Genomic DNA, 25,077 nt, shown 5'->3' on the forward strand with positions numbered 1-25,077 from the left:
GGTGACAACAATGACCATTAAAACCGCCCGCCGGTTATCTACCCTCTGCCTGTCGGGGGCGCTGACGCTCGGCGCAGTAAGCCAGGCCCAGGCCGCACCAAACGATGCGGCGCTGAAGGCGCTGTTTGACCAGGCTAACTACTGGCATGAGAAGTCGCATGACGATCTGGCGAGCGAGTCGCTGAAAAAAGTGCTGATGGTGGATGCCAACAATACCCAGGCGCTCTACCTAATGGCGCTCTGGGCGCAGCAAAACGGCGATCTGCAAACCGCCGCCCAGTGGCGTGCTCGACTTGCCGCCGTGGCGCCCGCTGACGCCGGATTACAGGCGCTGGATAATGCCAAACAGCTGGCGCAGGTGCCTCAGGGGCAGCTGACGTTAGCCCGCCAGCAGGCGCGCAGCGGCAACGTTCCGGCAGCGCTGGCTACCTGGCGCAGCATGTTTAACGGCGATACGCCGCCGCCAAGCCTGGCCCCGGAGTACTACCTGACCATGGGCAGCGACAAGTCGCTCTACCCGCAGGCGGTAGGGGAGCTTCAGCGTTTCGTGGCTGAGAACCCGCAGGACAACGCGGCGCGGGTCGCGCTGGGTAAAATGCTGACGTGGCGGGAAGAGACCCGCCGGGACGGGATTGCCCTGCTGGAGCCGATGGCCAGCGGCAGCCGCGAGGCGGATGACGGCCTGCGTCAGGCCCTACTGTGGCTGGGGCCGCAGGCGGGCGACGAACGGTTGTACGATAACTTCCTCCAGCGCCACCCTCAGGACGGCGACGTCCAGGCCTACTACCGGAAAAACGTCGGCGGTGCGGCGAAGGGCGAGGGCTTTACCGCTCTCAACAGCGGCGATACCGGCTCGGCGAAGCGCCAGTTTGAGCAGGTGCTGCAAACCAACCCTGAAGATGCCGACGCCCTGGCCGGGCTGGGCTACATCGCCCAGCGCAACGGCGACTACAAAGCAGCCTCGCAGTACCTGAACCGCGCCGCCAGCCAGGGTGGCGACGCCTCGGCGGAGCGCAAAACCCAGGCAGAGGATGCGGCCTTCTATGGCCAGCTCGCCGAGGCGCAGCAGGCGCTCAAAGAGGGCAACGTCAGCCAGGCGCTGGCTCTCTCTGCCCCGCTGGCCCAGCAGAGCGGCGAGCGTGGCACGGCGGCGAAGCTGTTCCGTGCCGACGTCCTGCGTCATAACAAAGACTATCCTCAGGCAGAGCAGGCGCTGCGCGCGGTGTTAAACGATCAGCCGCAAAACGCTGCCGCCAGGGAGAACCTCTTCTACGTCCTGCGGGAGCAGAACAAGTCTGACGAGGCCCAGGCGATGCTGCGCACGCTGCCCGCTAGCCTACAGGCGAAGCTCCAGCCGCGTATCGTCACTGGCCTGCCGGGCGATCCCATCCGTCGTCAGGCCCAGCAGGCCGCCGCAGCGGGCAACACCCAGCAGGCTATCGCTATCCTCCAGCAGGGCATTAGCCGCCTGCCGGACGATCCGTGGCTGCGTCTCGATCTGGCTCGCCTGCTGCAAAAGAGCGGCAGCGGCGACGAAGCCAGCACGGTGATGGCACCGGCGGCGCGCAACGGCGCGGGGGCCAGCTCGCTCTACGCGGCAGCGCTTTTCGCCAGCGAAAACGGGGCATGGCAGCAGTCGCAAACCCTGCTGTCGCGCATTGCGCCCGCCAGCCAGAATGGGCAGATGCGCGATCTGGCCCAGAGGGTAAACTACAACCTGCAGCTGGCTACCGCCGAGCGCTACCTGGCCCAGGGCAATAACGTTGCTGCCGCCAACACGCTAAAAACCCTGACGAATCGCCCCCCGGAAAGCCCGGTGGATGCGGGCAAGCTGGCGAAGCTGCTGGCCCAGAGTGGGGATCTCAGCGGCGCGGTGGCGCTGGTGCGGGAAAACCTGCGCCAGGGCGTGCAGGGCAATGCCGGAGACTACGCCGATCAGGTTACGGTTCTGAACAAAGCCGGGTTAGACAACGAGGCGCAGGCCTTTCTTGCCAACCCGGAGCTTCAGGCGCGCAGCACGCCCACGCAGCTGGCGGGGATCCGCAACGGCTACGTGATCAACGAGGCCGACCAGCTGCGCGAGCAGGGCAACTATGCCGCAGCCTATGACAAGCTGATGCGGGCGATGCAGAGCGATCCGCAGAATACCGATCTGATGTTCGCCATGGCCCGCCTCTATCAGACCGGCAAGATGAATAAAGAGGCCGGGGTGGTCTACGACTACCTGATCACCCGGGATACCGACGATCAGGCTGCCCGCGTGGGGGCGATTGATGTGGCGCTGGCAGAGAACAACGTCGAGAAAGCGCAGACGCTTGCCAGTGGTCTGCGCAACGACAGCTCGGCGGATCGCATGCTGTTGCTGGCCCGGCTGGAGGAGGCGAAAGGCAACCACCAGCAGGCGATGACCTACCTGCGCAGCGCCCGAGGCAAGCTGCTGGGGATGGCGTCCACCAACGCTGCCGCAACGCCTACCATCAACGGCGTGCTGCTGGCGGATAACCCGTTCGTCGGCAACAGCAAGATGGCGTCGCGCTCAACGTACAGCGAGGAAAATACCCTGCCGTGGCAGGTAGCGCAGACGGCACGCGAGCCGGGCAGCACATTGCCGGGTACGACCCGCACCGATCTGCCGATGGAAACCGTGCAGAGCCGTACCCTGCGTCAGGTTGATGAGATGATGCAGGATCTGCAGCAAAAAACCGGCATGTGGGTGCAGGGCGGAGTAGAGATCCGCGGCCGGGATGGCGAATCCGGTACCAGCAAGCTGACCGAAGCCAAAGCGCCGCTAACGTGGTCCAGCTCGCCGTTTGGTGAATCGCGCTTCGAATTTACCGCCACGCCGATTACCCTCAGCGCGGGCAGCGCCTCGGGGGATGCATGGCGTCGCTACGGCACCAATCCGCTCAACAATGCCATCAGCAACATTACCTCGTCGATTGATAATACCGAGAACGCAGCGGACCCCACGGCGGCAAACTTCAGCGATCTGCTGGGCTACAACGGCGAAAATCTGTCGCCGATGACCGATGCAGGGCTGGCGAACCTGGCCAGCCTGTATGACTCTGGCCGCCTGAAGGCGCTTAGCGTGTCGAACTTTAAGTCGAGCCTCGACAACCGCATCAGCTCCTCGACTGAATCGCAAAAGGCCAACGGCGTTGAACTGGCGATGGCGCTCAGCGGCGAGCAGTATCGGGTTGATATTGGCACCACGCCGCTCGGGCAGGATCTGAGCACGCTGGTGGGCGGCGTGCAGTGGTCGCCGAAGCTGGCCGACTACCTGACGCTTATTTTCAAAGGCGAGCGCCGGGCGGTGACCGACAGCCTGCTCTCCTACGTCGGCATGAAGGATGCCTACTCAGGCAAGACCTGGGGCCGGGTAACGAAAAACGGCGGCAGCGTGCAGCTGGGCTACGACGATGGCGATGCGGGCTTCTATGTCAATGGTGGCGGCTATAGCTACATTGGGGAGAACGTGGCCAGCAATAACAGCATCAACGCCAGCGCCGGGGTCTATTTGCGTCCGTATCACGATGACTTCCGGGCGTTACAGACCGGCCTGAACGTGAGCTGGATGGATTTCTCAAAAAACCTCAGCTACTACACCTATGGCCAGGGGGGCTACTTTAGCCCGCAGAACTACGTCAGCGTCTCTCTCCCCGTTGATTTCTCGCAGAAAATCGACAACTGGAAGCTGAACGTCGGCGGCTCGGTCGGCTATCAATCCTACAGTCAGGACAGCAGCGACTACTTCCCTACCAGCGGCGAGGCACAGGATCTGCTGAAGGATCTCTACGACCTTGGCTATGCGCGTGACTATCGCTACGGCGGCAGCTCTGAGAGCGGCGTCGGCTACACCGTGCGGGCAGGCGTGGACTACAACGTGAATAAAGAGATGACAATAGGCGGCAAGGTCGGCTATGACACGTTCGGCAACTATAACGAAAGCACCGCCGGGCTCTACTTCCGCTATATGTTAGGAGGCAACTGATGACCCAGAATGGTCAACATTCACCGCTGATGAGCTACTTTCAGCAGCAGCAGACACCAGCGGGCTGGTTCGATCTGCTGACGATTATGATCGACAACATGGTGCGTAACGTCGGCCAGACGGACAGCCAGCCCTTCCTGCGCCAGATGGGCGAGGCGCTGGCCGAGCGTTTTCCGCTGCCTGAGTCGGAAACGGTGGGCGAGCTGGAGGCGAATATCAACGCCCTGCTGCGCCAGTTCAACTGGGGCTTTATCGATATTGAGGCCAGCGAAAGCGGCATGCTGCTGCGTCAGCAGGGGCTCCCGCTGGGACGCGATGACGATCGGCAGGGCTGGTGCCATGCCTTTTGTGCGATACTTGAGGGCCTCTACGCTCGCTGGCTGCAGGCCCAAGGCGGCGGGGCACACGTCACCGTCCAGCGCGAGCGTCTGTTTTCCCATACCGACGTTCAGTTCCGTTACCACAATTCACAGAGAGTTTAGCCACGATGAGTTTAACTAGGGTCAAGCGCGTTGTTGCCGCGACGGTCATTCTGGTAGGCCTGCTGTCGGCCTCGTTTGCTCAGGCAGGCACCGCCTGGGATACCTACAAATCCCGCTTTCTGATGCCGGACGGGCGTATTGTTGATACCGGCAATAAAAACGTCTCCCATACCGAAGGGCAGGGCTTCGCGATGCTGATGGCGGTAGCCAATGACGATCGCGCCAGCTTCGACAAGATGTGGGACTGGACGGAGAAGACGTTAAAAAACAAAGAGAACGGACTGTTCTACTGGCGTTATAATCCGGTTGAGCCGGACCCAATTCCCGATAAAAATGACGCTACCGACGGCGACGCGCTGATCGCCTGGGCACTCTTAAAAGCCAATGCGCGCTGGCACGACGGGCGTTACGGAGCTGCCTCTGACGCCATCACCAAAGCGCTGGTCAGCCACACGGTGATCAACTTCGCTGGCTACCGCGTGATGCTGCCGGGCGCTAAGGGGTTCAACCTCAACAGCTACGTGAACCTCAACCCCTCCTACTTTATCTTCCCGGCGTGGCAGGCGTTCGCCGAACGCAGCCACCTGACGGTATGGCGCGATCTGATCCGTGACGCGAAGACCCTGACGGGTAAGATGGGCTGGGGCGAAGCGAATCTGCCTACCGACTGGGTAGCGCTGGCTGCCGATGGCAAGATGCAGCCCGCCAAAGAGTGGCCGCCGCGCATGAGCTATGACGCGATACGTATTCCGCTCTACATCGCCTGGCAGGATCCAAACAGCGCCCTGTTAACGCCGTGGCGCAGCTGGTGGCAGAAATTCAGCCGCAGCCAGACCCCGGCCTGGGTAAACGTCACCACCAACGAAGCCGCGCCTTATAATATGAACGAAGGGCAGCTGGCGGTGCGGGATCTCACCCTCGGCACAAAAAACGGCGAGCCGCAGATTACGGCCCAGGATGACTATTATTCAGCCAGCCTGAAGATGCTCTCCTGGCTGGCGGAACAGCGGTAGCAGACAATAAAAAAGCCGGGTGGCGCTTGCGCTTACCCGGCCTACAAAGTCGGTGCCCTCCATCGATATCGGCACCCTCCATCAAAACATGCACCATCCGTAGGCCCGGCAAGCGATGCGCCGCCGGGCGCAGTGGCATTACTGCGGATACGGTACCCAATCCCCGCCGTTAAGACGAACGTACGGTTTGTTCTGGTACTGGATCACAATGGCGTTGGCGTTCTCTGACACCGGCGCCGTCTGCGGCAGGTTGCTGGTCAGGCTGTCCCAGTTAACGGTGTCTTCGGTAAACAGCTTGCCGTCCACCGCACGAGCAACCAGATCCGATACCGCCAGGAAGCTGCTCGGCTGATCGATCACCACCGGCGCGCCCTCATGCGGGGCCTTCATGCCGAAGAACTTGATCCCGGCCGGAACGTTGGTAATAGACGGGCTAGGGATATCGCGCAGGCCAGAAACCTGCATCTTGTCGCCCTGCAGCGCGCCGCCGTGCTCCGGCACCATCACCACCATCACCTTACGGCCCGATTTTTCCAGCGTGGTAAAGAACGCATCCAGCTCGTCAAACAGCTTCTGGGCGCGCACCTTATAGTCCGCCGTTTTGCTCACCCCTGGGAAGTGGTTCCCGTCGTGCAGCGGCAGCAGGTTAAAGAAGGTTGCCGTACGCTGGTTCTCTTTTCCATCCTGGGACTGCATCCAGCGGTTGAGCACCGCAGTGTCGTCGTACACCGGCGAGCCGTCAAAGGAGAGCAGGGCGGTCGGCAGACCGGTCTGATCCATCAGCGGAGCCTGCATGCCGCCGTTATCACGCACCTCTTTCAGGAAGCCGCCGAACACGCCGTTGTGATCGAGCATGAACTGCTGCGAGAAGCCGAGCTGCGCCAGGTTATCAAACAGGTAGCACTGGTTGCCCGCCTGCTGATAGAGGTTTTTGTGCGACGGTTGACCGCAGCTGGCGCGCAGGAGACGAATTGCCGCCGGGCCGCTGTAGGAGGTGGCAGAGTTGAAGTTTTTGAACTGAATATCGAAATGCGACCACAGCGGATGCGACATCAGGCCCGCCGCCTCAACGTCCGCCCATGACAGAGAGCAGATGTTGATCACCAGCAGCTCAAACGGTTGGGCATCAGCAGGCAGCTGGGTCGGGAAGCGGATCTGGCGCTTCGCTTCAGCGGTGTAGAAGCTGTTCAGCCACGCGTCGAGGTTGGCGGTGGTTGGCGGTGCGGTCTGCGCGGGAATATCGCCAACGACCGGTTTGTCTCCCGCCGCAGCGATAGTGGCCGCCGCGTTGCCGCCGGTGGTGGTAACGGTGCTAGTCGGCTGACCGGCTGGCCACAGGGAGAACGTCGGCCCGGTCAGGGTCAGCACGTTGAGCCAGACCATAATCGCTACCACAAAAACGGTAACGCGGATCCACTGCGCCAGGAAGAGCCAGGCCACCAGCAGAACAAAGATCCCGCCGATCATCTGCCAGTTAATAAACCGCGTGACGAGATCCAGCAGATAGTCGGCGCTGAATCCAGCCACTTGCGATCCCTGGCTGAGCATGCTCTGCGGGCCGGGGAGCCAGGTGTCGTGCCAGAAGAGCGCAATACCGATGGGGATGGCGATCCAGTGGCGCAGGCGATGCACGCTGCGCCGCGGGAGCGGAAGCAGCAGAAACGCCATAAACACCAGGTTTAACAGCGCGTGAAAGTTAAGGTAGCCTGCCCACAGCAAACCAAATTTCACCAGGAAATAGAAGTTCCAGCCGGCAAGGCCGCGCCAGTATGGCCACAGCGGTGAGGGCGTAGAGGCGTTAAGGGTTTGATTAGTCATTTTTTTGTTTTGCCTTGACGGTCGAAGCACTGCGCCATGTGCCAACCGGTTTTACATAGCGCGGTTTAATAAACAGCATGCGAAGCACGGCCTTGATGCGCCGAATAGAGTGGCGTGTCATATAGCCGAGAGGGAAAAAGATCAGGGCACACAGCACCACCAGCTGAATGATATCGCTTAACTGCATCATGATGTCTGCTCCGAAGGCCCGCCGGGCAGCCGGTGCGGCTGCGGAATGCGCCGCCAGCTCTGGCCGTTATGCTCGGCGTTAAGAATGGGGTTGGGCCCGTCGATCACCGGTAGCGGTTTACCCCACTTCTCCGGCACCAGGGCACGCATCTGCACCAGCTCGGCGGCGATCTGGTTATCTTCAAACCACACCACCCGGTTCGAGAAGATATCCGGAATAGGGAGCGGGAAGATATGGTTCAGGGCCGTATCCAGATCGTTGATCCGGCAGAAGGAGAGGAACAGCATCAGCCGATTATCACCGATGGTCATGATATCGCCCACGCGGTTAGGACGGCACAGGGTCAACGCCTGCTCCACGCGGATGCCAGGCACCGGACGCAGCGCAACCAGCACGCCTCTGCCATCCGTCGGCAGCAGCGTATTGCTGAGCATATTACTTACCGCGTCGCAGAAGGTATCCCACGTCTGGTACCCGCGCAGCTTCAGAGGCTGGGTCATGGTTAGCAGGGCGGAGATATCTTCCGGCACCGGGCGGTTAAACTGTTGCCCCTGCACGCTCTCGATCAGCGTCAGGCAGCGGGAGAGGGGTGCGTTCCAGGGGATAACCATATTCGCCCCGCAGCCCAGCAGCAGGCGTTCGTCGGTGGCGCGCAGGCTGGCGTTGTTCTCACGCACGATGATTTTCAACGTGCTGCCGCGCTGACGGCGCAGGGTGTGGATGTGGCGGGCTAGCCCCTCAATCTGATTATTCTGCATCAGCGAGAAGATAATGGTGGCCGCCTGAGTGGTTCGCGCCTCGCTAAACAGGGCTTCGTTATTATCAAACAGCGTCCAGTGTTCGGAAAGCGGCGGAGCGCCCTCTAATACCATTACATTACTCAGGATACGTTTTTCATCGCTGCGCGGCTGCACCGACGCCTGCTCCTGCTGCGCTATTTTCCAGCTGCCGTTATTTTGCTCAACAATAAGCTGCTGGCGGGCGCTGACGCCTTTTTCGTTAAACCAGAAGGCAACGTCATAGAGATGTATATCGGCTTGGGTACGCAGGCTCGCCAGGCCAAAAAGTGAGCGATACTCACTCATCAAAAATGAGTATTGCTTATCATTATTGTTGCCGGGGTTAACTATCAGCAGCGTGCAGTCGTGATATTTTGTCCAGCCGTGTATTTTTTCCAGCCAGCCGCGCAAATGGTCGGCGGATATATTTTGCCAGGCATTATTGGCGCAGAGTAAAACCATGAAATAGTGTTGGGGGTCAATAGCGCTCAAAAGATCGCGGGTAAAAAAGGATAGGCCATCCTTATGATTAGGCATGCTAAAAAGATGGATTTTATCGGGACCGTGATCGGCCTCTAAATTAATAATTTTATTAGGATCGCTACCCATAGTAATCAGCGCCGTCCGGCTTTTTTTATGCTGGGCAGCAAGGGTATGATTGACCAGACTTATGGCATCCTCTTCGCGATCGGCGTTGACCCACCAGACTCCGCCAGAGGGCATGTGGCTCAACTCATCCCATAATGACTGGATGCCAAGGGTAAATATGGGCTTCACGGTGTCTCTCTTAATCAAATTCGTCTGCACCTTAGTTTACTAGCGAAAGCCGAGAAATAAACCTAACATTGAAATTAAAGAGCATCACATTTAGCATGTAAATGAATTTTCAGCGGCACCCTGCGTGGCTATCTTTTCGTCTGTTTTTCATCAATGAGATGCAGTAACAATGTCTAATAAAGAGTTTACAAGCCAGACTGATTCAACGCTGGGCTATACCTTCCAAAATGACTTTCTGGTCTTAAGTCGGGTGTTTTCACTGCCAGATATTGATTACACCGATATATCCCAACGTGAACAGTTAGCTACAGCGATAAAACGCTGGCCGCTGCTCGCTGAGTTTGCCCGTCAACAATAATTAATAAGGAAGACGTGGATGGCTATTCTGGGTCTGCAAGGCATTCGCGGAGGCGTGGGGACCACATCGGTAACCGCAGCGTTAGGCTGGGCGCTACAGCTGCTGGGGGAGTCGGTGCTGATGATCGACGCTTCGCCGGATAACATGCTGCGCCTCTCGTTCAACGTGGAGTTTACCCACGCTGATGGCTGGGCGCGGGCGCTGCTGGATGATAAACCGTGGCGCGATGCGGGCCAGCGCTATACCTCAAATCTCGATCTGCTGCCGTTTGGCCAGTTGGCCGCCGGGGAGCGGGAGAACGTCTATGCCCTGCACGATCGCTTTGCGCCATTCACTGCGGCACTCCAGGCGCTGAAGGCCGAGGGACATTACCAGTGGATCCTGCTCGACCTGCCAGCGGACTTTACGCCCCTGTCGCGGGAGCTGCTGGCGCAGTGCGACCATACTCTAACCGTGGTGAAGCCTGATACCAACTGCCACGTGCGTCTGCATCAGCAGGCATTGCCGTCCGGCACGCATCTGCTCATTAACGACCTGCGTATCGGTAGCCAGCTGCAGGACGATCTCTTCCAGGTGTGGCTCCAGAGCCAGCCCCGGCTGCTGCCGATGGTGATCCACCGCGATGAGGCAATGGTAGAATGCCTGGCGGCGAAGCAGCCCCTGGGCGAATACCGTCCTGACTCACTGGCGGCAGAGGAGATCCTGACCCTGGCCAACTGGTGCCTGCTGCACTGCGCCGGGCCGGATCGCCTCACCCGCGATCGCCATAATGAGCCTGCGCTATGAGCCGTCTTGCCGCCTTGCTGCTGATCCCCCCGGTGAACGCCCGTCTGAGCGAGCGTTACCAGCTTTACCGGAGCCACGGCGCACCGGCGTTTAGCGCTGCCCTCGGCTGCCTGTGGGTTATCCTGGCCTGGCTGTTTATTCCGCTGGAGCACCCGCGCTGGCAGCAGCTCCGCGCCCGTCACGCGGAGTTTTATCCCCATATTCGCGCCGAGCGCCCGCGTCCGCTCGATCCGGCCCGCTACCTGCTGCAAACCCTCTGGCTGCTGGTCGGCGCACATAACGCGCCCTCTGCGCGGCCGCGCAAGAGCAAGCGCGCGCGCTTTACCCATTTCCGCCGCCGCTACCTCAACTGGCTGGACGCCCTGCCAGCGAAGGTGAGCAGCCGGACAAGCCATATGGAAGGGGAGAAAGAGCTGGCGCACCTCAAGCCGATCGTGCGTCGTTTTATTATCGGCGTAATTGTTTTCTTCTCGCTGATCCTGGCGCTGCTCTGCATCACCCAGCCGTTTAACCCGTGGTCGCAGTTTATCTTCCTGCTGTTGCTGTGGGGCGTGGCCCTGCTGGTACGCCGTATTCCAGGGCGCTTCTCGGCATTAATGCTGATTGTCCTGTCGCTGACCGTCTCCTGCCGCTACATCTGGTGGCGCTACACCTCGACGCTCAACTGGAACGATCCGGTCAGCCTCGTGTGTGGTTTGGTGCTGCTGTTCGCCGAAACCTATGCATGGATTGTGCTGGTGCTGGGCTACTTCCAGGTGGTATGGCCGCTTAATCGCCAGCCAGTGTCGCTGCCAAAGGATATGTCTCTGTGGCCATCGGTGGATATCTTCGTGCCGACCTACAACGAAGATCTCAACGTGGTGAAAAACACCATCTATGCCGCGCTGGGTATCGACTGGCCGAAGGATAAGCTGAAAATCTGGATCCTCGACGACGGTGGCCGCGAGACGTTTCGCCAGTTTGCCGAGACGGTCGGGGTCGAGTACGTCGCCCGTACTACCCACGAACACGCGAAAGCGGGCAACATCAATAACGCGTTGCAGTATGCGAAAGGCGATTTTGTGTCGATCTTTGACTGCGACCACGTGCCGACGCGCTCGTTTCTGCAGCTGACCATGGGCTGGTTTATCAAAGACAAGAAGCTGGCGATGATGCAGACCCCGCACCACTTCTTCTCGCCGGACCCGTTCGAGCGTAACCTGGGCCGCTTCCGCCAGACGCCGAACGAAGGCACCCTGTTCTACGGCCTGGTGCAGGACGGCAACGACATGTGGGATGCCACCTTCTTCTGCGGCTCCTGTGCGGTGATCCGCCGTGGTCCGCTGGATGAGATTGGCGGCATTGCGGTAGAGACCGTGACCGAGGATGCGCACACCTCTCTGCGACTGCACCGTCGCGGCCACACCTCGGCCTATATGCGCATTCCGCAGGCGGCGGGGCTGGCGACCGAGAGCCTGTCGTCCCACATCGGACAGCGTATTCGCTGGGCGCGGGGCATGGTACAGATCTTCCGTCTCGATAACCCGCTGTTTGGTAAGGGGCTGAAGCTGGCGCAGCGACTCTGCTACGTCAACGCCATGTTCCACTTCCTCTCCGGCGTGCCGCGGCTGATCTTCCTCACCGCGCCGCTGGCGTTCCTGCTGCTGCACGCCTATATCATCTACGCGCCAGCGCTGATGATCGCCCTGTTCGTGCTGCCGCACATGGTTCACGCCAGCCTGACCAACTCCAAAATTCAGGGTAAATACCGCCACTCGTTCTGGAGTGAAATCTACGAAACGGTGCTGGCCTGGTATATTGCCCGACCGACGATGGTGGCGCTCTTTAACCCGCACAAGGGCAAGTTTAACGTGACCTCGAAGGGCGGCCTTGTCGAGGAGGAGTATGTTGACTGGGTGATCTCCCGGCCCTACATCTTCCTGGTGCTGCTGAACATTGTCGGCGTGCTGGTGGGCATCTGGCGCTACTTCTACGGTCCGGAGACCGAGATGTTGACCGTGGTCGTGAGTATTGTCTGGGTCTTCTACAACCTGATCGTCCTGGGCGGCGCGGTGGCGGTATCGGTGGAGAGCAAGCAGGTGCGCCGGGCGCATCGCGTTGAGATCTCTATGCCAGCGGCCATTGCCCGCGACGATGGTCATCTCTTCTCCTGCACGGTGCACGACTTCTCTGACGGTGGGGTAGGGATCAAGATCAACGGTCAGTCGCAGGTGCTGGAGGGGCAGAAGGTTAATCTGCTGCTTAAGCGCGGCCAGCAGGAGTATGTCTTCCCGGCCCAGGTGGTGCGCGTTAACGGCAGGGAGGTGGGCCTACAACTGATGCCGCTGACCACCCGGCAGCATATCGATTTTGTTCAGTGTACCTTCGCTCGTGCGGATACCTGGGCGCTCTGGCAGGACAGCTTCCCGGAAGATAAGCCGCTGGAGAGCCTGCTGGATATTCTTAAGCTTGGCTTCCGTGGCTACCGTCACCTGGCTGAATTTGCTCCATCGTCCGTGAAAATGATTTTCCGGACGCTTACTTCCCTGATCTCCTGGGTTGTGTCGTTCATTCCCCGCCGACCTGCGCGGGGCATGGTGGTGCAGCAGCCGGATCCGGCTATGGCTCAACAATAATGATGATAATGCGATGAAAAGAAAACTTTCCTGGATTTGTGCAGTGGCGGTTGGGATGAGCGCATTCCCGTCGCTGGTCGCCCATGCAGCACCGGCTAATTCGATGGTTACCGTGCCTGCCGCCCCCGAGACGCCTGCCGCGCAGGCCGCTGTGCCTGCTGCCGCTACCGCCGCCGAACCGCAGGCCGTTGGCCAGGTGATGCCTGGCGTCACTGGTGCAAATGCGCCTATCGTTGCGGAGAACGCGCCGTCGCGGGAGGTTAAGCTCTCTTTCGCCCAGATCGCCCCGCCGCCGGGCAGCATGGTGCTGCGTGGCGTTCAGCCCGACGGCCAGATTGAGTTCGGCATGCGCAGCGACGAAGTGGTGTCGAAGGCGATGCTGAACCTGGAGTACACCCCGTCGCCGTCGCTGCTGCCGGTGCAGTCGCAGCTGAAGGTCTATCTGAACGATGAGCTGATGGGCGTCCTGCCTGTCACCAAAGAGCAGCTAGGTAAAAAGACGCTGGCCCAGCTGGCTATCGACCCGCTCTATATCACCGACTTCAACCGGGTACGGTTGGAGTTTGTGGGTCACTACCGCGACGTCTGCGAAAACCCGGCCAGCAGCACGCTGTGGATGGATGTCGGGCGCAGCAGCTCCCTGGAGATGACCTACCAGACCCTGCCGCTGAAAAACGACCTGTCACACTTCCCGGTACCGTTCTATGACGCCCGTGATAACCGTCCGCTGGTACTGCCGATGGTCTTTGCTGGCGCACCGGCGCTGGCACAGCAGCAGGCGGCGGGCATCGTTGCCTCCTTCTTTGGCTCCCGCATGGGCTGGCGCGGCCAGAGCTTCCCGGTGCTCTACAACGGCCTGCCGGATCGTAACGCCATCGTGTTTGCCACCAACGACAAGCGTCCGGATTTCCTGCGCGACATGCCGCCGGTGAAGGCCCCGACGGTGATGATGATGGATCACCCTCAGAACCCTTACGTCAAGCTGCTGGTGGTCCTTGGCCGCGACGATAAAGATCTTCTCCAGGCGGCGAAAGGCATTGCTCAGGGCAACGTGCTGTTCCGGGGCGATCGCGTAGAGGTGAACGACGTTAAGCCGCTGCTGGCGCGTAAGCCGTACGACGCACCGAACTGGGTGCGTACCGACCGGGCGATCTCGTTTGGCGAGCTGAAATCCTATGAGGAGCAGCTTCAGTCGGTTGGCCTTGAGCCGAACCCGATCAGCGTGGCGCTGAACCTGCCGCCGGATCTCTATTTGCTGCGCAGCACCGGCATCGATATGGATCTCAACTACCGTTACACCGCGCCGCCGACCAAAGACAGCTCGCGGATGGATATCAGCCTGAACAACCAGTTCCTGCAATCCTTCAGCCTCACCAGCAACCAGGATACCAACCGCCTGCTGCTGCGCCTGCCGGTTCTGCAGGGGCTGCTGGATAGCAAAACTGCCGTGACCATTCCGGCGCTGCAGCTGGGCGCGCTTAACCAGCTGCGCTTTGATTTCCAGTACATGAACCCGATGCCGGGCGGCACCGTCGATAACTGCATCACCTTCCAGCCGGTGCAGAACCGGGTGGTGATTGGCGATGACTCGACCATCGACTTCTCGAAGTACTACCACTTTATTGCAATGCCGGACCTGCGCGCCTTTGCTAACGCGGGCTTCCCGTTCAGCCGAATGGCGGACCTTGCGGACACCATCGTGGTGCTGCCTGCTAACCCGACCCAGGGCCAGCTGGCGACGCTGCTGGACTCCATCGGCCAGCTTGGGGCGCAAACCGGCCTCCCGGCGGTTAACCTGACCCTGACCAACGACGGCAGCCAGATCCAGAATAAGGATGCCGACGTGCTGGTCATCGGTACCATTCCGGATAGCCTGAAGGATGACAAGCGCATCGACCTGCTGGTGCAGGCGACGCAGAGCTGGGTGAAGACCCCGCAGCGCCAGACCACCTTCCCGTCTATCGTCCCGGATAACACCGATCGCCAGGCGGATGCCCAGACGGCGGTCACCTCTAGCGGCCCGATGGCGGCCATTGTCGGCTTCCAGTCGCCGTACAACGATCAGCGCAGCGTCATTGCCCTGCTGGCAGACAGCCCGCGCGGTTACGAGCTGCTGAACGAGGCGATGAACGACAGCGGCAAGCGTGCGGCAATGTATGGTTCCGTCACGGTGATCCGCGAGTCCGGCGTCAATGGTCTGCGGGTAGGGGATGTCTACTACGTCGGTCACCTGCCGTGGTTCGAGCGTATCTGGTATGCGCTCTCTAACCACCCGGTACTGCTGGCGGTGCTCGCCGCGGTGAGCGTCGTGCTGCTGGCCTGGGTACTGTGGCGTCTGCTGCGTATCATCAGCCGCCGCCGTCTCGACCCGCATGATGACGAGTAAGCCATGAAAACCTTACTGCGTGGCGCGATAGCGGCCACCCTGCTGCTGGCGGCGGCGAGTACGCACGCTGCCTGTAGCTGGCCGGCCTGGGTGCAGTTTAAAAAAGATTACCTCAGCGACGGTGGCCGGGTTATCGATCCCAGCGATGCCCGGAAGATCACCACCTCCGAGGGGCAGAGCTATGGGCTGTTTTTTGCTCTTGCCGCCAACGACCGGCCCGGCTTTGACAAGATCTTAACCTGGACCGAGGATAACCTCGCCGAGGGCGATCTCGCGGCCCATCTTCCTGCCTGGCTGTGGGGCAAGAAGGGCGAGGAGGAGTGGGCCATACTGGATACCAACTCCGCCTCCGACGCCGATATCTGGATCGTCTGGTCGCTGTTTGAGGCCGGACGCCTGTGGAAAGAGCCGCGCTACACCGCGCTGGCTCAGGGGCTGCTCAAGCATATCGTCAGCGAAGAGGTGGTAAGCGTGCCGGGACTGGGCTCTATGCTGCTGCCGGGTAAAATTGGCTTCGCCGAGAAAGAGAGCTGGCGCTTTAACCCCAGCTATCTGCCGCCGCAGGTGGCGCAGTATCTCACCCGCTTTGGCGCGCCCTGGAGCACGCTGCGGGAGACTAACCTGCGGCTGCTGCTGGAGACCGCCCCTAAAGGCTTCTCTCCAGACTGGGTGAGCTATGAAAAAAATCGCGGCTGGAACCTGAAGCCCGAGAGCAAGCTGGTCTCCAGCTACGACGCTATCCGTGTCTACCTGTGGGTCGGCATGATGCACGACAGCGATCTGCAAAAAAATCGTCTGCTGGCGCGCCTTAAGCCGATGGCGGCGCTGACGGCGAAAAACGGCGTGCCGCCGGAGAAGGTCAACGTGACGACCGGCGCGGCCCAGGGCAACGGCGCGACGGGCTTCTCTGCCGCCCTGCTGCCGTTTATGCAAAACCGCGACGCACAGGCGGTGCTACGCCAGCGGGTTGCCGATAACCCGCCCGGCAGCGACGCCTATTACAGCTACGTGCTTACCCTTTTCGGACAGGGCTGGGATGAGCACCGTTTTCGTTTCACCTCCCAAGGTGAACTCCAACCTGACTGGGGCCAGGAATGCGCACGCTAACCCTACGCTTACTTGCTTTATCGCTGGGCATCGCGCTGATGCCAAAGACGTATGCGGCCCCGACAGCCCAGCAGCAACAGCTGCTGGAGCAGGTTCGGCTCGGGGAGTCCACCCGGCGTGAGGATCTGGTGCGCCAGTCGCTCTACCGGCTGGAACTTATCGATCCCAATAATCCTGAAGTGATTGCCGCCCGCCAGCGCTATCTGCTGCGCCAGGGCGACACCGCAGGCGCGCAGCAGCAGCTCGATCGGCTCGCCCAGCTCGCGCCCGACTCGGCGGCCTACCGCGAAGCGCAAAGCGCGATGACGCTCTCTACCGCCCAAGGGCGGCAGGGGTTGCAGGAGGCGCGGCTGCTGGCGACGACCGGCCACACGGCGGAGGCCATCGCGGCGTACGACAAGCTGTTGCAGGGTAACCCTCCCGATAGCGATCTCGCTGCCGAGTACTGGACGCTGGTGGCGAAGGTTCCCGAGCGGCGTAATCAGGCCATTACGCAGCTGAAGAGCGCCAACAGCCGCTACCCCGGCAATCCACAGATGCAAAACTCGCTGGCGCAGCTGCTGTTTGCCAATGGGCGCAGCGACGAGGGCTATACCGTCCTGCGGCAGATGGCGAAGTCGGGCACCACCCGCGAAGCGGCGGCGGCCATCTGGTATCAACAGATTCAAAACATGCCGGTGAGCGATGCCAGCGTACAGGCGCTGCAACAGTTCTTGAACGAGTTTAGCGACGGCGATACGGTGGAGACCGCCCGGGCGACGCTGGCGAAACAGCAGCAGCAGTTGGCCGATCCGGCGTTTCGCGCCCGCTCCCGTGGGCTGGCCGCGGTGGATGCCGGACAGGGCGGGCAGGCTATCGCCTCGCTGCAGCAGGCGCTGAGCGCCGACCAGAACGACGGTGAAACCACCGGGGCGCTCGGCCAGGCCTATTCGCAAAAGGGCGATCGCGCCCGAGCCGTTCCCCTGCTAGAGAAAGCCATTGCCCTTGCGCCGCAGAGCAGCAACCGCAGCAAGTGGGACAGCCTCCTGCAAACTAACCGCTACTGGCTGCTGATCCAGCAGGGTGACGCCGCGCTGAAAGCCAATAACCCCGCGCAGGCGGAACGACTTTATCAGCAGGCGCGCGCGGTGGATAACACCGACAGCTACGCGGTGCTGGGGCTGGGGGACGCTGCCGTGGCCCGCAAAGATAGTGCCGCCGCCGAACGCTACTATCAGCAGGCGTTGCGCATGGACAGCAGCAACAGCAACGCGATTCGCGGTCTGGCCAATATTTACCGCGCGCAGTCGCCGGAAAAAGCCTCCGCCTGGATTGCCTCCCTCCCTGCCAGCCAGCGCCGCAGCGTGGATGACATTGAGCGCAGCCTTGCCAACGACCGGCTGGCGCAGCAGGCTGAAACCCTGGAGAACCAGGGTCGCTGGGCGCAGGCGGCAGAAATTCAGCGCCGTCGGCTGGCGAGCGATCCGGATAGCGTCTGGATCGCCTACCGCCTCTCCCGCGATCTGTGGAGTGCCGGGCAGCACGCCGACGCCGACGCGCAGATGCGCGATCTGGTTCGCCGTCAGCCTAACGATCCTACCCAGGTATACGCCTACAGCCTCTATCTCTCCGGCAACGACCAGGATCGTGCCGCCCTGGCGCACCTTAACACTCTGCCGCGCAGCAAATGGGACAGTAATATGCAGGAGCTGGCGAGCCGCCTTGAGGGCAACCAGCTGCTGGAGACCGCCAATCGCCTGCGCGACAGCGGCAAGGAGTCTGAGGCCGAAGCTCTGCTTAAGCAGCAGCCCACCTCCACGCGCATCGACCTTACTCTTGCAGACTGGGCGCAGCAGCGCGGGGATTATGCGGCTGCCCGAACCGGGTACGAGACCGTGCTGGCCCGTGAACCCGCTAACGCCGATGCTCGCCTGAGCCTGGTAGAAGTGGCGATTGCCGAGGGCAATCCGCTTGCGGCGCGCCAGCAGCTGGCGGCGATGAACGAGATGCCGCAGACCGAGCCGCCGTCTATCAACATGCAGCGTCGAATGGCGCTGGTGCGGGCGCAGCTGGGGGATAGAGTCCTGGCCCAGCGCACCTACGACACCATCGTGCCCGAGGCGAAGACCCTGCCGCCGTCGCAGGATAGCGCCCTGGTGCTGCGTGACTACGCCCGCTTCCAGCAGGCCAACGGTCAGCCGCAGCCTGCGCTGGAGAGCTATAACCAGGCAATGGTCGCGGCAGGTATTGCAGCGACGCCCGCCCGGGATAACGACACCTTTACCCGCCAGACGCGTAACGATGCCAGCGATGACTGGCTGAAGCGCGGCCTGCGCAGCGATGCGGCCGATCTCTATCGTCAGCAGGATCTGAACGTTACGCTGGCGCATGACTACTGGGGCTCCAGCGGCACCGGCGGCTACTCCGATCTGAAGGCCAACACCACCATGCTGCAGGCCGATGCGCCGCTTGCCGATGGGCGGATGTTCTTCCGTACCGACTACGTCAATATGAATGCGGGCTCGTTCGCCACCGACGAGAACGGGCTGTACGATCCCAACTGGGGGACCTGCGGCCAGCTCAGCTGCGTCAACGGCGATAAGAGCCAGTCTGATGCCGGGGCGAGCATTGCGGTCGGCTGGCGCAACGACACCTGGGCAGGCGATATCGGCACTACGCCGATGGGCTTCCGGGTGGTGGATATCGTCGGCGGCCTGAGCTACAGCAACGATCTCGGCCCGGTAGGCTACACGCTGGACGTGCATCGTCGGCCGATCTCCAGCTCTCTGCTGGCCTTCGGCGGTCAAAAAGATGCCTCCAGCTACTACCATGACCCGGAAGATCCCGATAACGACAACGGCAACGATCGCGGCGGCACCGGTAAGACCTGGGGCGGCGTCCGGTCAACCGGCGGCGGGGTGAGCCTGAGCTATGACCAGGGCGAAGCGAACGGCGTCTGGGCGAGCCTGAGCGCCGACTCGCTCACCGGCAAGAACGTAGACGACAACTGGCGCGTGCGCTGGATGTCGGGCTACTACTACAAGCTGGTCAACGAAGATAACCGTCGCCTCACCGTCGGCCTGAACAACATGCTCTGGCACTATGAGAAGGATCTCAGCGGCTACACCCTGGGCCAGGGGGGCTACTACAGCCCGCAGAAATATCTCTCGTTTGCCGTGCCGGTAACGTGGCGTCAAAGAACGGAGAACTGGTCGTGGGAGCTGGGCGGCTCGGTCTCCTGGTCGCACTCGGCCACCCGCACCCAGGCCACCTATCCCAAGCTTAACCTGATCCCGGATACCTATCGCGATCGGGCGGCGGAGGAGAAAGAGTTTGGATCGAAAAGCAACGGCTTTGGCTATACGGCGCGCGCCCTGCTTGAACGGCGCATAACCTCTAACTGGTCCATTGGCGCGGCTATCGATATTCAGCAGGCGGAGGATTATACCCCGAGCCACGGCATGCTCTACGTCCGCTACTCCCAGGGGGGCTGGCAGGGCGATATGGACTCGCCGCCGCGGCCGCTGACGCCTCACGCAGACTGGTAACGCACCAGGCTCTCTATCCCGGTCTTAATCTGCTGTCAGAATCGAGTATACTCTGACAGCAGGCAGGTAGCCGTCGGTTACTTTTGCGGACACGGAGTATTTGGAGAGTCAATTTGCGCGTTAGCCGTTCGTTAACTATTAAACAGATGGCGATGGTCTCAATCGTCGCCATGGTGTTTATTTTTCTTTTTTGCGTGATTTTGCTGTTCCACTTTGTCCAGCAGAATCGCTACAACACCGGCACGCAGCTGGAGAGCATCGCGCGCTCGGTGCGTGAGCCGCTGTCCGCCGCCATCCTGAAAGGCGACATCGCCGATGCGGAGGCGATCCTTAAACGCATCCAGCCTGCGGGCGTGGTCAGCCGGGCGGACGTCGTCTTGCCGAATCAGTTCCAGGCTCTGCGCATGAGCTTTATTCCCGAGCGGCCGGTTCCGGTGACCATCACCCGGCTCTTTGAGCTGCCGGTGCAGATCTCCCTGCCTATCTACTCTATGGAGCGCCCGGCCAACCCCCAGCCGCTGGCCTATCTGGTGCTGCAGGCGGACTCGTTCCGCATGTACAAGTTTGTGATGAGCACCGTTTCAACGTTAGTCACTACTTACTTACTTTTAGTGCTGATCATGACGGTGGCGCTGACCTGGTGCATTAGCCGACTGATTATCCGCCCGCTGCGCAAGATCGCCCGCGAGCTAAACGACCTGTCGCCGCAGGATCAGCTGGGGCACCAGCTGGCGCTGCCCCGTCACCATCATGACGATGAGATCGGCATGCTGGTGCGCGGCTATAACCGCAACCAGCAGATGGTGTTGCGCCAGCATGAAGAGCTGAACAGCCAGGCGACGCGTTTCCCCATCTCGGATCTGCCCAACAAAGCCTTTATGATGGCGCTGCTGGAGCAGACCGTGGCCCGGCAAAAAACCCTCGCGCTGATGGTGATCGCCTGTGAAACCCTACAGGATACGGCGGGCGTGCTGAAAGAGAGCCAGCGCGAAATGCTGCTCCTGACGCTGGTAGAGAAAATGAAGTCGGTGCTGGCTCCGCGCATGGTGCTGGCGCAGGCGAGCCTGGACACCTTTGTTATTATCGGCCACGGCGCGAGCGAGCCGTGGCACGCCATTACGCTGGGTCAGCAAGTGCTCACTGTTATTAATGAGCGCCTGCCGGTGCAGGGCATTCAGCTGCGTCCGAGCGCCAGCATCGGTATCGCCATGTTCTACGGCGACGTGACGGCGGAGCAGCTCTACCGTCGGGCTATCTCGGCAGCGCTCTCGGCCCGCCGCAAAGGCAAAAACCAGATCCAGTTCTTTGATCCGGAGCAGATGGCGACGGCACAGAAGCGGCTAACGGAAGAGAGCGATATCTTAAACGCGCTGGATAACCATCAGTTTGCTATCTGGCTTCAGCCGCAGGTCAACCTCGCCACCGGGGAGGTGGTCAGCGCCGAGGCCCTGCTGCGCCAGCAGCAGCCGGACGGTAGCTGGGCGCTGCCGGAGGGACTTATCGACAGCATTGAGTCCTGCGGGCTGATGATTGTTGTCGGCCAGTGGGTGCTGGAGGAGTCCTGCCGCCAGCTCGCGGCCTGGCAGGCGCGAGGTATTATGCTGCCGCTGTCAGTTAATCTCTCGGCGCTGCAGCTGATGCACCAGGATATGGTTGGGGATCTGCTTGCGCTGCTGGAGCGCTACCAGATTGCACCCGGCACCCTGATCCTTGAGGTAACCGAAAGCCGCCGTATTGACGATCCACACGCGGCGGTGGCAATTCTCCGTCCGCTGCGCAACGCCGGAGTACGTATTGCGCTGGATGACTTCGGCATGGGTTATGCGGGCCTGCGTCAGCTCCAGCATATGAAGTCCCTGCCGGTAGACGTGCTGAAAATCGACAAAATTTTTGTTGATGGCCTGCCGGAGGACAGCAGCATGGTCTCGTCAATAATCCATATGGCCCGCAGTCTCGATCTGCATGTTATTGCTGAAGGCGTTGAGAGCGAGGCGCAGCGCGCGTGGCTTCAGGAGGCGGGCGTGGAGATGGCCCAGGGTTATCTGTTTGGCCGTGCGGTAGCGCCGGAGGCGTTCGAGCAGCAGCATAATCTTCCCCGGCTGGTTGACGGCAGCGCCTAGCAATCAGTGCACTTGTGCGAGCCAGCTCAAATTTCTTAACATTTGTGTTTCAAATTTAGAGTAAGTTTATTTCTGCGATGTTGTTGGGGTGTTATTTTAAGACCGCAGGCGACCTAACCCTACAATGCCTGTGGTTTTTAATTCAAGGACACCTCTATGAAAGCCTCACTCTTTAAAAGCCTCTACTTTCAGGTGCTGACCGCCATCGCTATCGGGATCTTGCTCGGTCACTTCTACCCTGAGCTCGGCGCACAGATGAAGCCGCTTGGCGACGCCTTTGTGAAGCTGATTAAAATGATTATCGCCCCCGTGATTTTTTGTACGGTGGTGACCGGCATCGCAGGCATGGAAAGCATGAAAGCGGTGGGCCGCACCGGCGCGGTGGCGCTGCTCTACTTTGAAGTGGTCAGCACCCTGGCGCTGATCATCGGCCTGATTATCGTCAACGTGGTGCAGCCTGGCGCAGGCATGAACGTGGATGTCGCGACCCTGGATACCAAAGCGATAGCGGTTTACGCTTCGCAGGCAGAGCAGCAGGGCACGATCGCCTTCCTGATGGATGTGATCCCCTCCAGCGTCATCGGCGCGTTTGCCAGCGGCAATATTCTCCAGGTGCTGCTGTTTGCCGTGCTGTTCGGCTTTGCTCTCCATCGCCTCGGCCACAAAGGCCAGCTGATCTTTAACGTGATCGAGAGCTTCTCCCAGGTCATCTTCGGCATCATCAATATGATCATGCGCCTTGCGCCCATCGGCGCGTTTGGGGCCATGGCCTTTACCATCGGTAAATATGGCGTGGGTACCCTGGTGCAGCTCGGACAGCTGATCATCTGCTTCTACGCCACCTGTATTCTGTTTATCGTGGTGGTGCTGGGAAGCATCGCTCGCGCTACCGGCTTCAGCATCTTCAAGTTTATCCGCTACATTCGCGAAGAGCTGCTCATCGTGCTGGGCACCTCGTCGTCCGAATCGGCCCTGCCGCGTATGCTGGATAAGATGGAGAGGCTTGGCTGCCGCAAATCCGTCGTTGGGCTGGTTATTCCCACCGGCTACTCCTTTAACCTCGACGGCACTTCCATCTACCTGACGATGGCGGCGGTGTTTATCGCCCAGGCCACCAACAGCCATATGGATATTGTCCATCAGATTACGCTTCTGGTGGTGTTGCTGCTCTCCTCGAAAGGGGCGGCGGGCGTTACCGGCAGCGGCTTTATCGTGCTGGCGGCGACCCTCTCGGCGGTGGGACATCTGCCGGTGGCGGGGCTGGCGCTGATCCTCGGCATCGACCGCTTTATGTCCGAAGCGCGAGCGCTGACTAACCTGATCGGCAACGGCGTGGCGACCATCGTGGTAGCAAAATGGGTGAAGGAGCTGGACCATAAACAGCTGAAAGATACCCTTAATAACCGTGCGCCAGACGGCAAAACGGGTGAAATCTCCTCATAATCTGCTGACTTATGCCCGTTGTCCCTTGTAGGGGCGCGGGCACCTGCGCATAATTACCCCCTATTTTTTACTTCCCGGTGTGACGTTTTGCTTTTTTGGCTGTCTAACACGGAGTGTTAAAACTTCATTTTAGGCGGCCTGGGTTGCAGGCGGTCTTTTAACCAGGAATGTTGATCAGGGGTTTACATGCAGGGCACAAAAATTCGACTCATAGCTGGCGGTTTGCTAATGATGGCAGCCAGTTACGTGCAGGCAGATGCGCTCCAGCCCGACCCGGCATGGCAACAGGGGACACTGGCAAACGGTTTTCAGTGGCAGGTGTTAAGTACGCCGCAGCGCCCCAGCGATCGGGTTGAGATCCGCCTGCTGGTGAATACCGGTTCGCTGACGGAGAGCACCCAGCAGAGCGGCTTTAGCCACTTTATTCCACGTATCGCTCTGTCCCACAGCGGCAGCCTTGAGCCAGCGCAGGTGCGTGCGCTCTGGCAGCAGGGCATCGATCCCAAGCGCCCCCTTCCTCCGGCGCTGGTCTCTTATGACTTCACGCTGTTTAATCTCAGCCTGCCCAATAACCGCAGCGACCTGCTGAAAGAGGCGCTGGTCTACCTCTCGGACATTACCGGCAAGCTCACCGTGACGCCGGAAACGGTAAACCACGCCCTGAGCAGCGACGATATGGTGGCAACCTGGCCGCCAGAAACCAAAGATAACTGGTGGCGCTACCGCCTGAAAGGATCGACCCTGCTGGGGCACGATCCCGCCTCGCCGCTGAAGAAGCCGGTCGATCCGGCTCAGCTGAAGGCGTTCTACCAGAAGTGGTATACCCCGGACGCGATGACGCTGATTGTGGTGGGTAATATCGACAGCCGCGCCGTTGGCGAGCAGATCAATAAAACCTTTGGCGATCTGAAGGGGAAACGCGAGACGCCCGCCCCGGTGCCGACGCTCTCTCCGCTGCCGCGCGAGCCGGTGAGCATCATGACCGACGCCGTACGCCAGGACCGGCTCTCGCTGATGTGGGACGTGCCGTGGCAGCCGATTCGTGAATCCGCCGCGCTGGAGCGCTACTGGCGAGCAGACGTCGCCCGCGAGGCGCTGTTCTGGCATCTCCAGCAGACCCTTACCAAAAATAACGCCAAAGATATTGGCCTCGGCTTCGACTGCCGAGTGCTGTTCCAGCGTGCGCAGTGTGCCATTAACGTCGACTCCGCGCCCGATAAGCTCAGCGCCAATCTGGCGATGATTGCCCGCGAGCTGAAGAAGGTGCGCGACAACGGTCTGTCAGAGGATGAGTTTAACGCCCTGATCGCCCAGAAGAAGCTGGAGCTGCAACGGCTCTTCACGACCTATGCTCGCACCGATACTGACGTGCTGATCAGCCAGCGTATGCGCTCTCTGCAAAATCAGGTGGTGGATATTGCCCCTGAGCAGTACCAGAGGCTGCGCCAGAACTTCCTCAACGGCCTGACGACCGAGATGCTGAACCAGAGCTTGCGTCAGCAGCTGACCCAGGATCAGTCGCTGGTGCTGCTGCAGCCGAAAGGCGAGCCGGAGTTTAATATGAAGGAGCTGCAGGCCACCTGGGACCAGGTAATGAATGCCGAAACGTCTGCCCTTGTGCCTGCCACTGATGAGGTGCATCAGGACGTGACGGATATTCCTCCCGCTCAGCAGTAGCGCCGTGC

General features: G+C 60.6%; 15 protein-coding genes. 12 read left to right on the forward strand and 3 right to left on the reverse strand.

The genetic code is table 11. The features are described from left to right. Nucleotides 1-10 precede the first annotated feature (10 nt). The 3 genes from EV102420_RS16785 to EV102420_RS16795 are packed head-to-tail and all read left to right on the forward strand — an operon-like array spanning nt 11 to nt 5,486. Nucleotides 11-3,991 carry a cellulose biosynthesis protein BcsC gene (locus EV102420_RS16785; protein WP_042394062.1) on the forward strand — a complete coding sequence of 1,327 codons (3,981 nt, stop codon included), beginning with the start codon at nt 11-13 and terminating at the stop codon, nt 3,989-3,991. Continuing rightward, the gene (gene bcsD, locus EV102420_RS16790) at nt 3,988-4,473 is read left to right on the forward strand and encodes a cellulose biosynthesis protein BcsD (protein ID WP_255211691.1); all 486 of its coding nucleotides are present in this window, start codon (nt 3,988-3,990) and stop codon (nt 4,471-4,473) included. Before EV102420_RS16785 ends, bcsD begins: the two co-directional genes overlap by 4 nt. Nucleotides 4,474-4,478: 5 nt before the next feature. After that, the gene (locus tag EV102420_RS16795; RefSeq protein WP_042394068.1) at nt 4,479-5,486 is read left to right on the forward strand and encodes a family 8 glycosyl hydrolase; all 1,008 of its coding nucleotides are present in this window, start codon (nt 4,479-4,481) and stop codon (nt 5,484-5,486) included. A gap of 138 nt (nt 5,487-5,624) precedes the next feature. Here the strand turns inward: EV102420_RS16795 and bcsG are convergent, their stop codons facing one another. From bcsG to bcsE, 3 genes are read right to left on the reverse strand one after another with little or no spacing between them, the layout of a single operon-like run. Next, nucleotides 5,625-7,304: a cellulose biosynthesis protein BcsG gene (bcsG, locus tag EV102420_RS16800; RefSeq protein WP_042394071.1), complete on the reverse strand. Its 1,680-nt coding sequence runs from the start codon at nt 7,302-7,304 to the stop codon at nt 5,625-5,627. Beyond that, nucleotides 7,297-7,491, reverse strand: coding sequence for a cellulose biosynthesis protein BcsF (gene bcsF / locus EV102420_RS16805; protein WP_255211692.1), 195 nt, complete (start codon nt 7,489-7,491; stop codon nt 7,297-7,299). Before bcsF ends, bcsG begins: the two co-directional genes overlap by 8 nt. After that, complete coding sequence (bcsE, locus tag EV102420_RS16810; RefSeq protein WP_072015290.1) at nt 7,491-9,050, reverse strand: cellulose biosynthesis c-di-GMP-binding protein BcsE; 1,560 nt, start codon at nt 9,048-9,050, stop codon at nt 7,491-7,493. The genes bcsF and bcsE overlap by 1 nt, the downstream gene beginning before the upstream one ends. A 169-nt stretch (nt 9,051-9,219) precedes the next feature. On the opposite strand from bcsE, the gene bcsR reads away from it, so the two are divergent. The 9 genes from bcsR to EV102420_RS16850 all read left to right on the forward strand — a co-directional run bounded on the left by bcsR (nt 9,220) and on the right by EV102420_RS16850 (nt 25,069). Continuing rightward, complete coding sequence (gene bcsR / locus EV102420_RS21595) at nt 9,220-9,408, forward strand: cellulose biosynthesis protein BcsR (RefSeq protein ID WP_072015291.1); 189 nt, start codon at nt 9,220-9,222, stop codon at nt 9,406-9,408. Between the two features lie 18 nt (nt 9,409-9,426). Beyond that, complete coding sequence (gene bcsQ, locus EV102420_RS16815) at nt 9,427-10,194, forward strand: cellulose biosynthesis protein BcsQ (RefSeq protein ID WP_042394079.1); 768 nt, start codon at nt 9,427-9,429, stop codon at nt 10,192-10,194. Continuing rightward, entirely contained in the window at nt 10,191-12,809 is a 2,619-nt protein-coding gene (bcsA, locus tag EV102420_RS16820) for a UDP-forming cellulose synthase catalytic subunit (RefSeq protein WP_042394081.1), read from the forward strand. The genes bcsQ and bcsA overlap by 4 nt, the downstream gene beginning before the upstream one ends. 13 nt (nt 12,810-12,822) lie before the next feature. Next, nucleotides 12,823-15,195: a cellulose biosynthesis cyclic di-GMP-binding regulatory protein BcsB gene (bcsB, locus tag EV102420_RS16825; RefSeq protein ID WP_042394084.1), complete on the forward strand. Its 2,373-nt coding sequence runs from the start codon at nt 12,823-12,825 to the stop codon at nt 15,193-15,195. Between the two features lie 3 nt (nt 15,196-15,198). Continuing rightward, nucleotides 15,199-16,302 (forward strand): cellulose synthase complex periplasmic endoglucanase BcsZ, encoded by a 1,104-nt coding sequence (gene bcsZ / locus EV102420_RS16830; RefSeq protein ID WP_042394087.1) that lies wholly within the window; start codon nt 15,199-15,201, stop codon nt 16,300-16,302. After that, nucleotides 16,290-19,829 carry a cellulose synthase complex outer membrane protein BcsC gene (bcsC, locus tag EV102420_RS16835; RefSeq protein WP_077776554.1) on the forward strand — a complete coding sequence of 1,180 codons (3,540 nt, stop codon included), beginning with the start codon at nt 16,290-16,292 and terminating at the stop codon, nt 19,827-19,829. Before bcsZ ends, bcsC begins: the two co-directional genes overlap by 13 nt. A 113-nt stretch (nt 19,830-19,942) precedes the next feature. Beyond that, nucleotides 19,943-21,949 carry a biofilm formation regulator HmsP gene (gene hmsP / locus EV102420_RS16840; RefSeq protein ID WP_042394092.1) on the forward strand — a complete coding sequence of 669 codons (2,007 nt, stop codon included), beginning with the start codon at nt 19,943-19,945 and terminating at the stop codon, nt 21,947-21,949. Between the two features lie 156 nt (nt 21,950-22,105). Next, nucleotides 22,106-23,392: a dicarboxylate/amino acid:cation symporter gene (locus EV102420_RS16845; RefSeq protein WP_042394094.1), complete on the forward strand. Its 1,287-nt coding sequence runs from the start codon at nt 22,106-22,108 to the stop codon at nt 23,390-23,392. A gap of 186 nt (nt 23,393-23,578) precedes the next feature. Beyond that, entirely contained in the window at nt 23,579-25,069 is a 1,491-nt protein-coding gene (locus EV102420_RS16850; protein ID WP_042394095.1) for a M16 family metallopeptidase, read from the forward strand. Nucleotides 25,070-25,077 lie beyond the last annotated feature (8 nt).

It is taken from the genome of Pseudescherichia vulneris NBRC 102420 (assembly GCF_000759795.1).
Taxonomy (GTDB): domain Bacteria; phylum Pseudomonadota; class Gammaproteobacteria; order Enterobacterales; family Enterobacteriaceae; genus Pseudescherichia; species Pseudescherichia vulneris.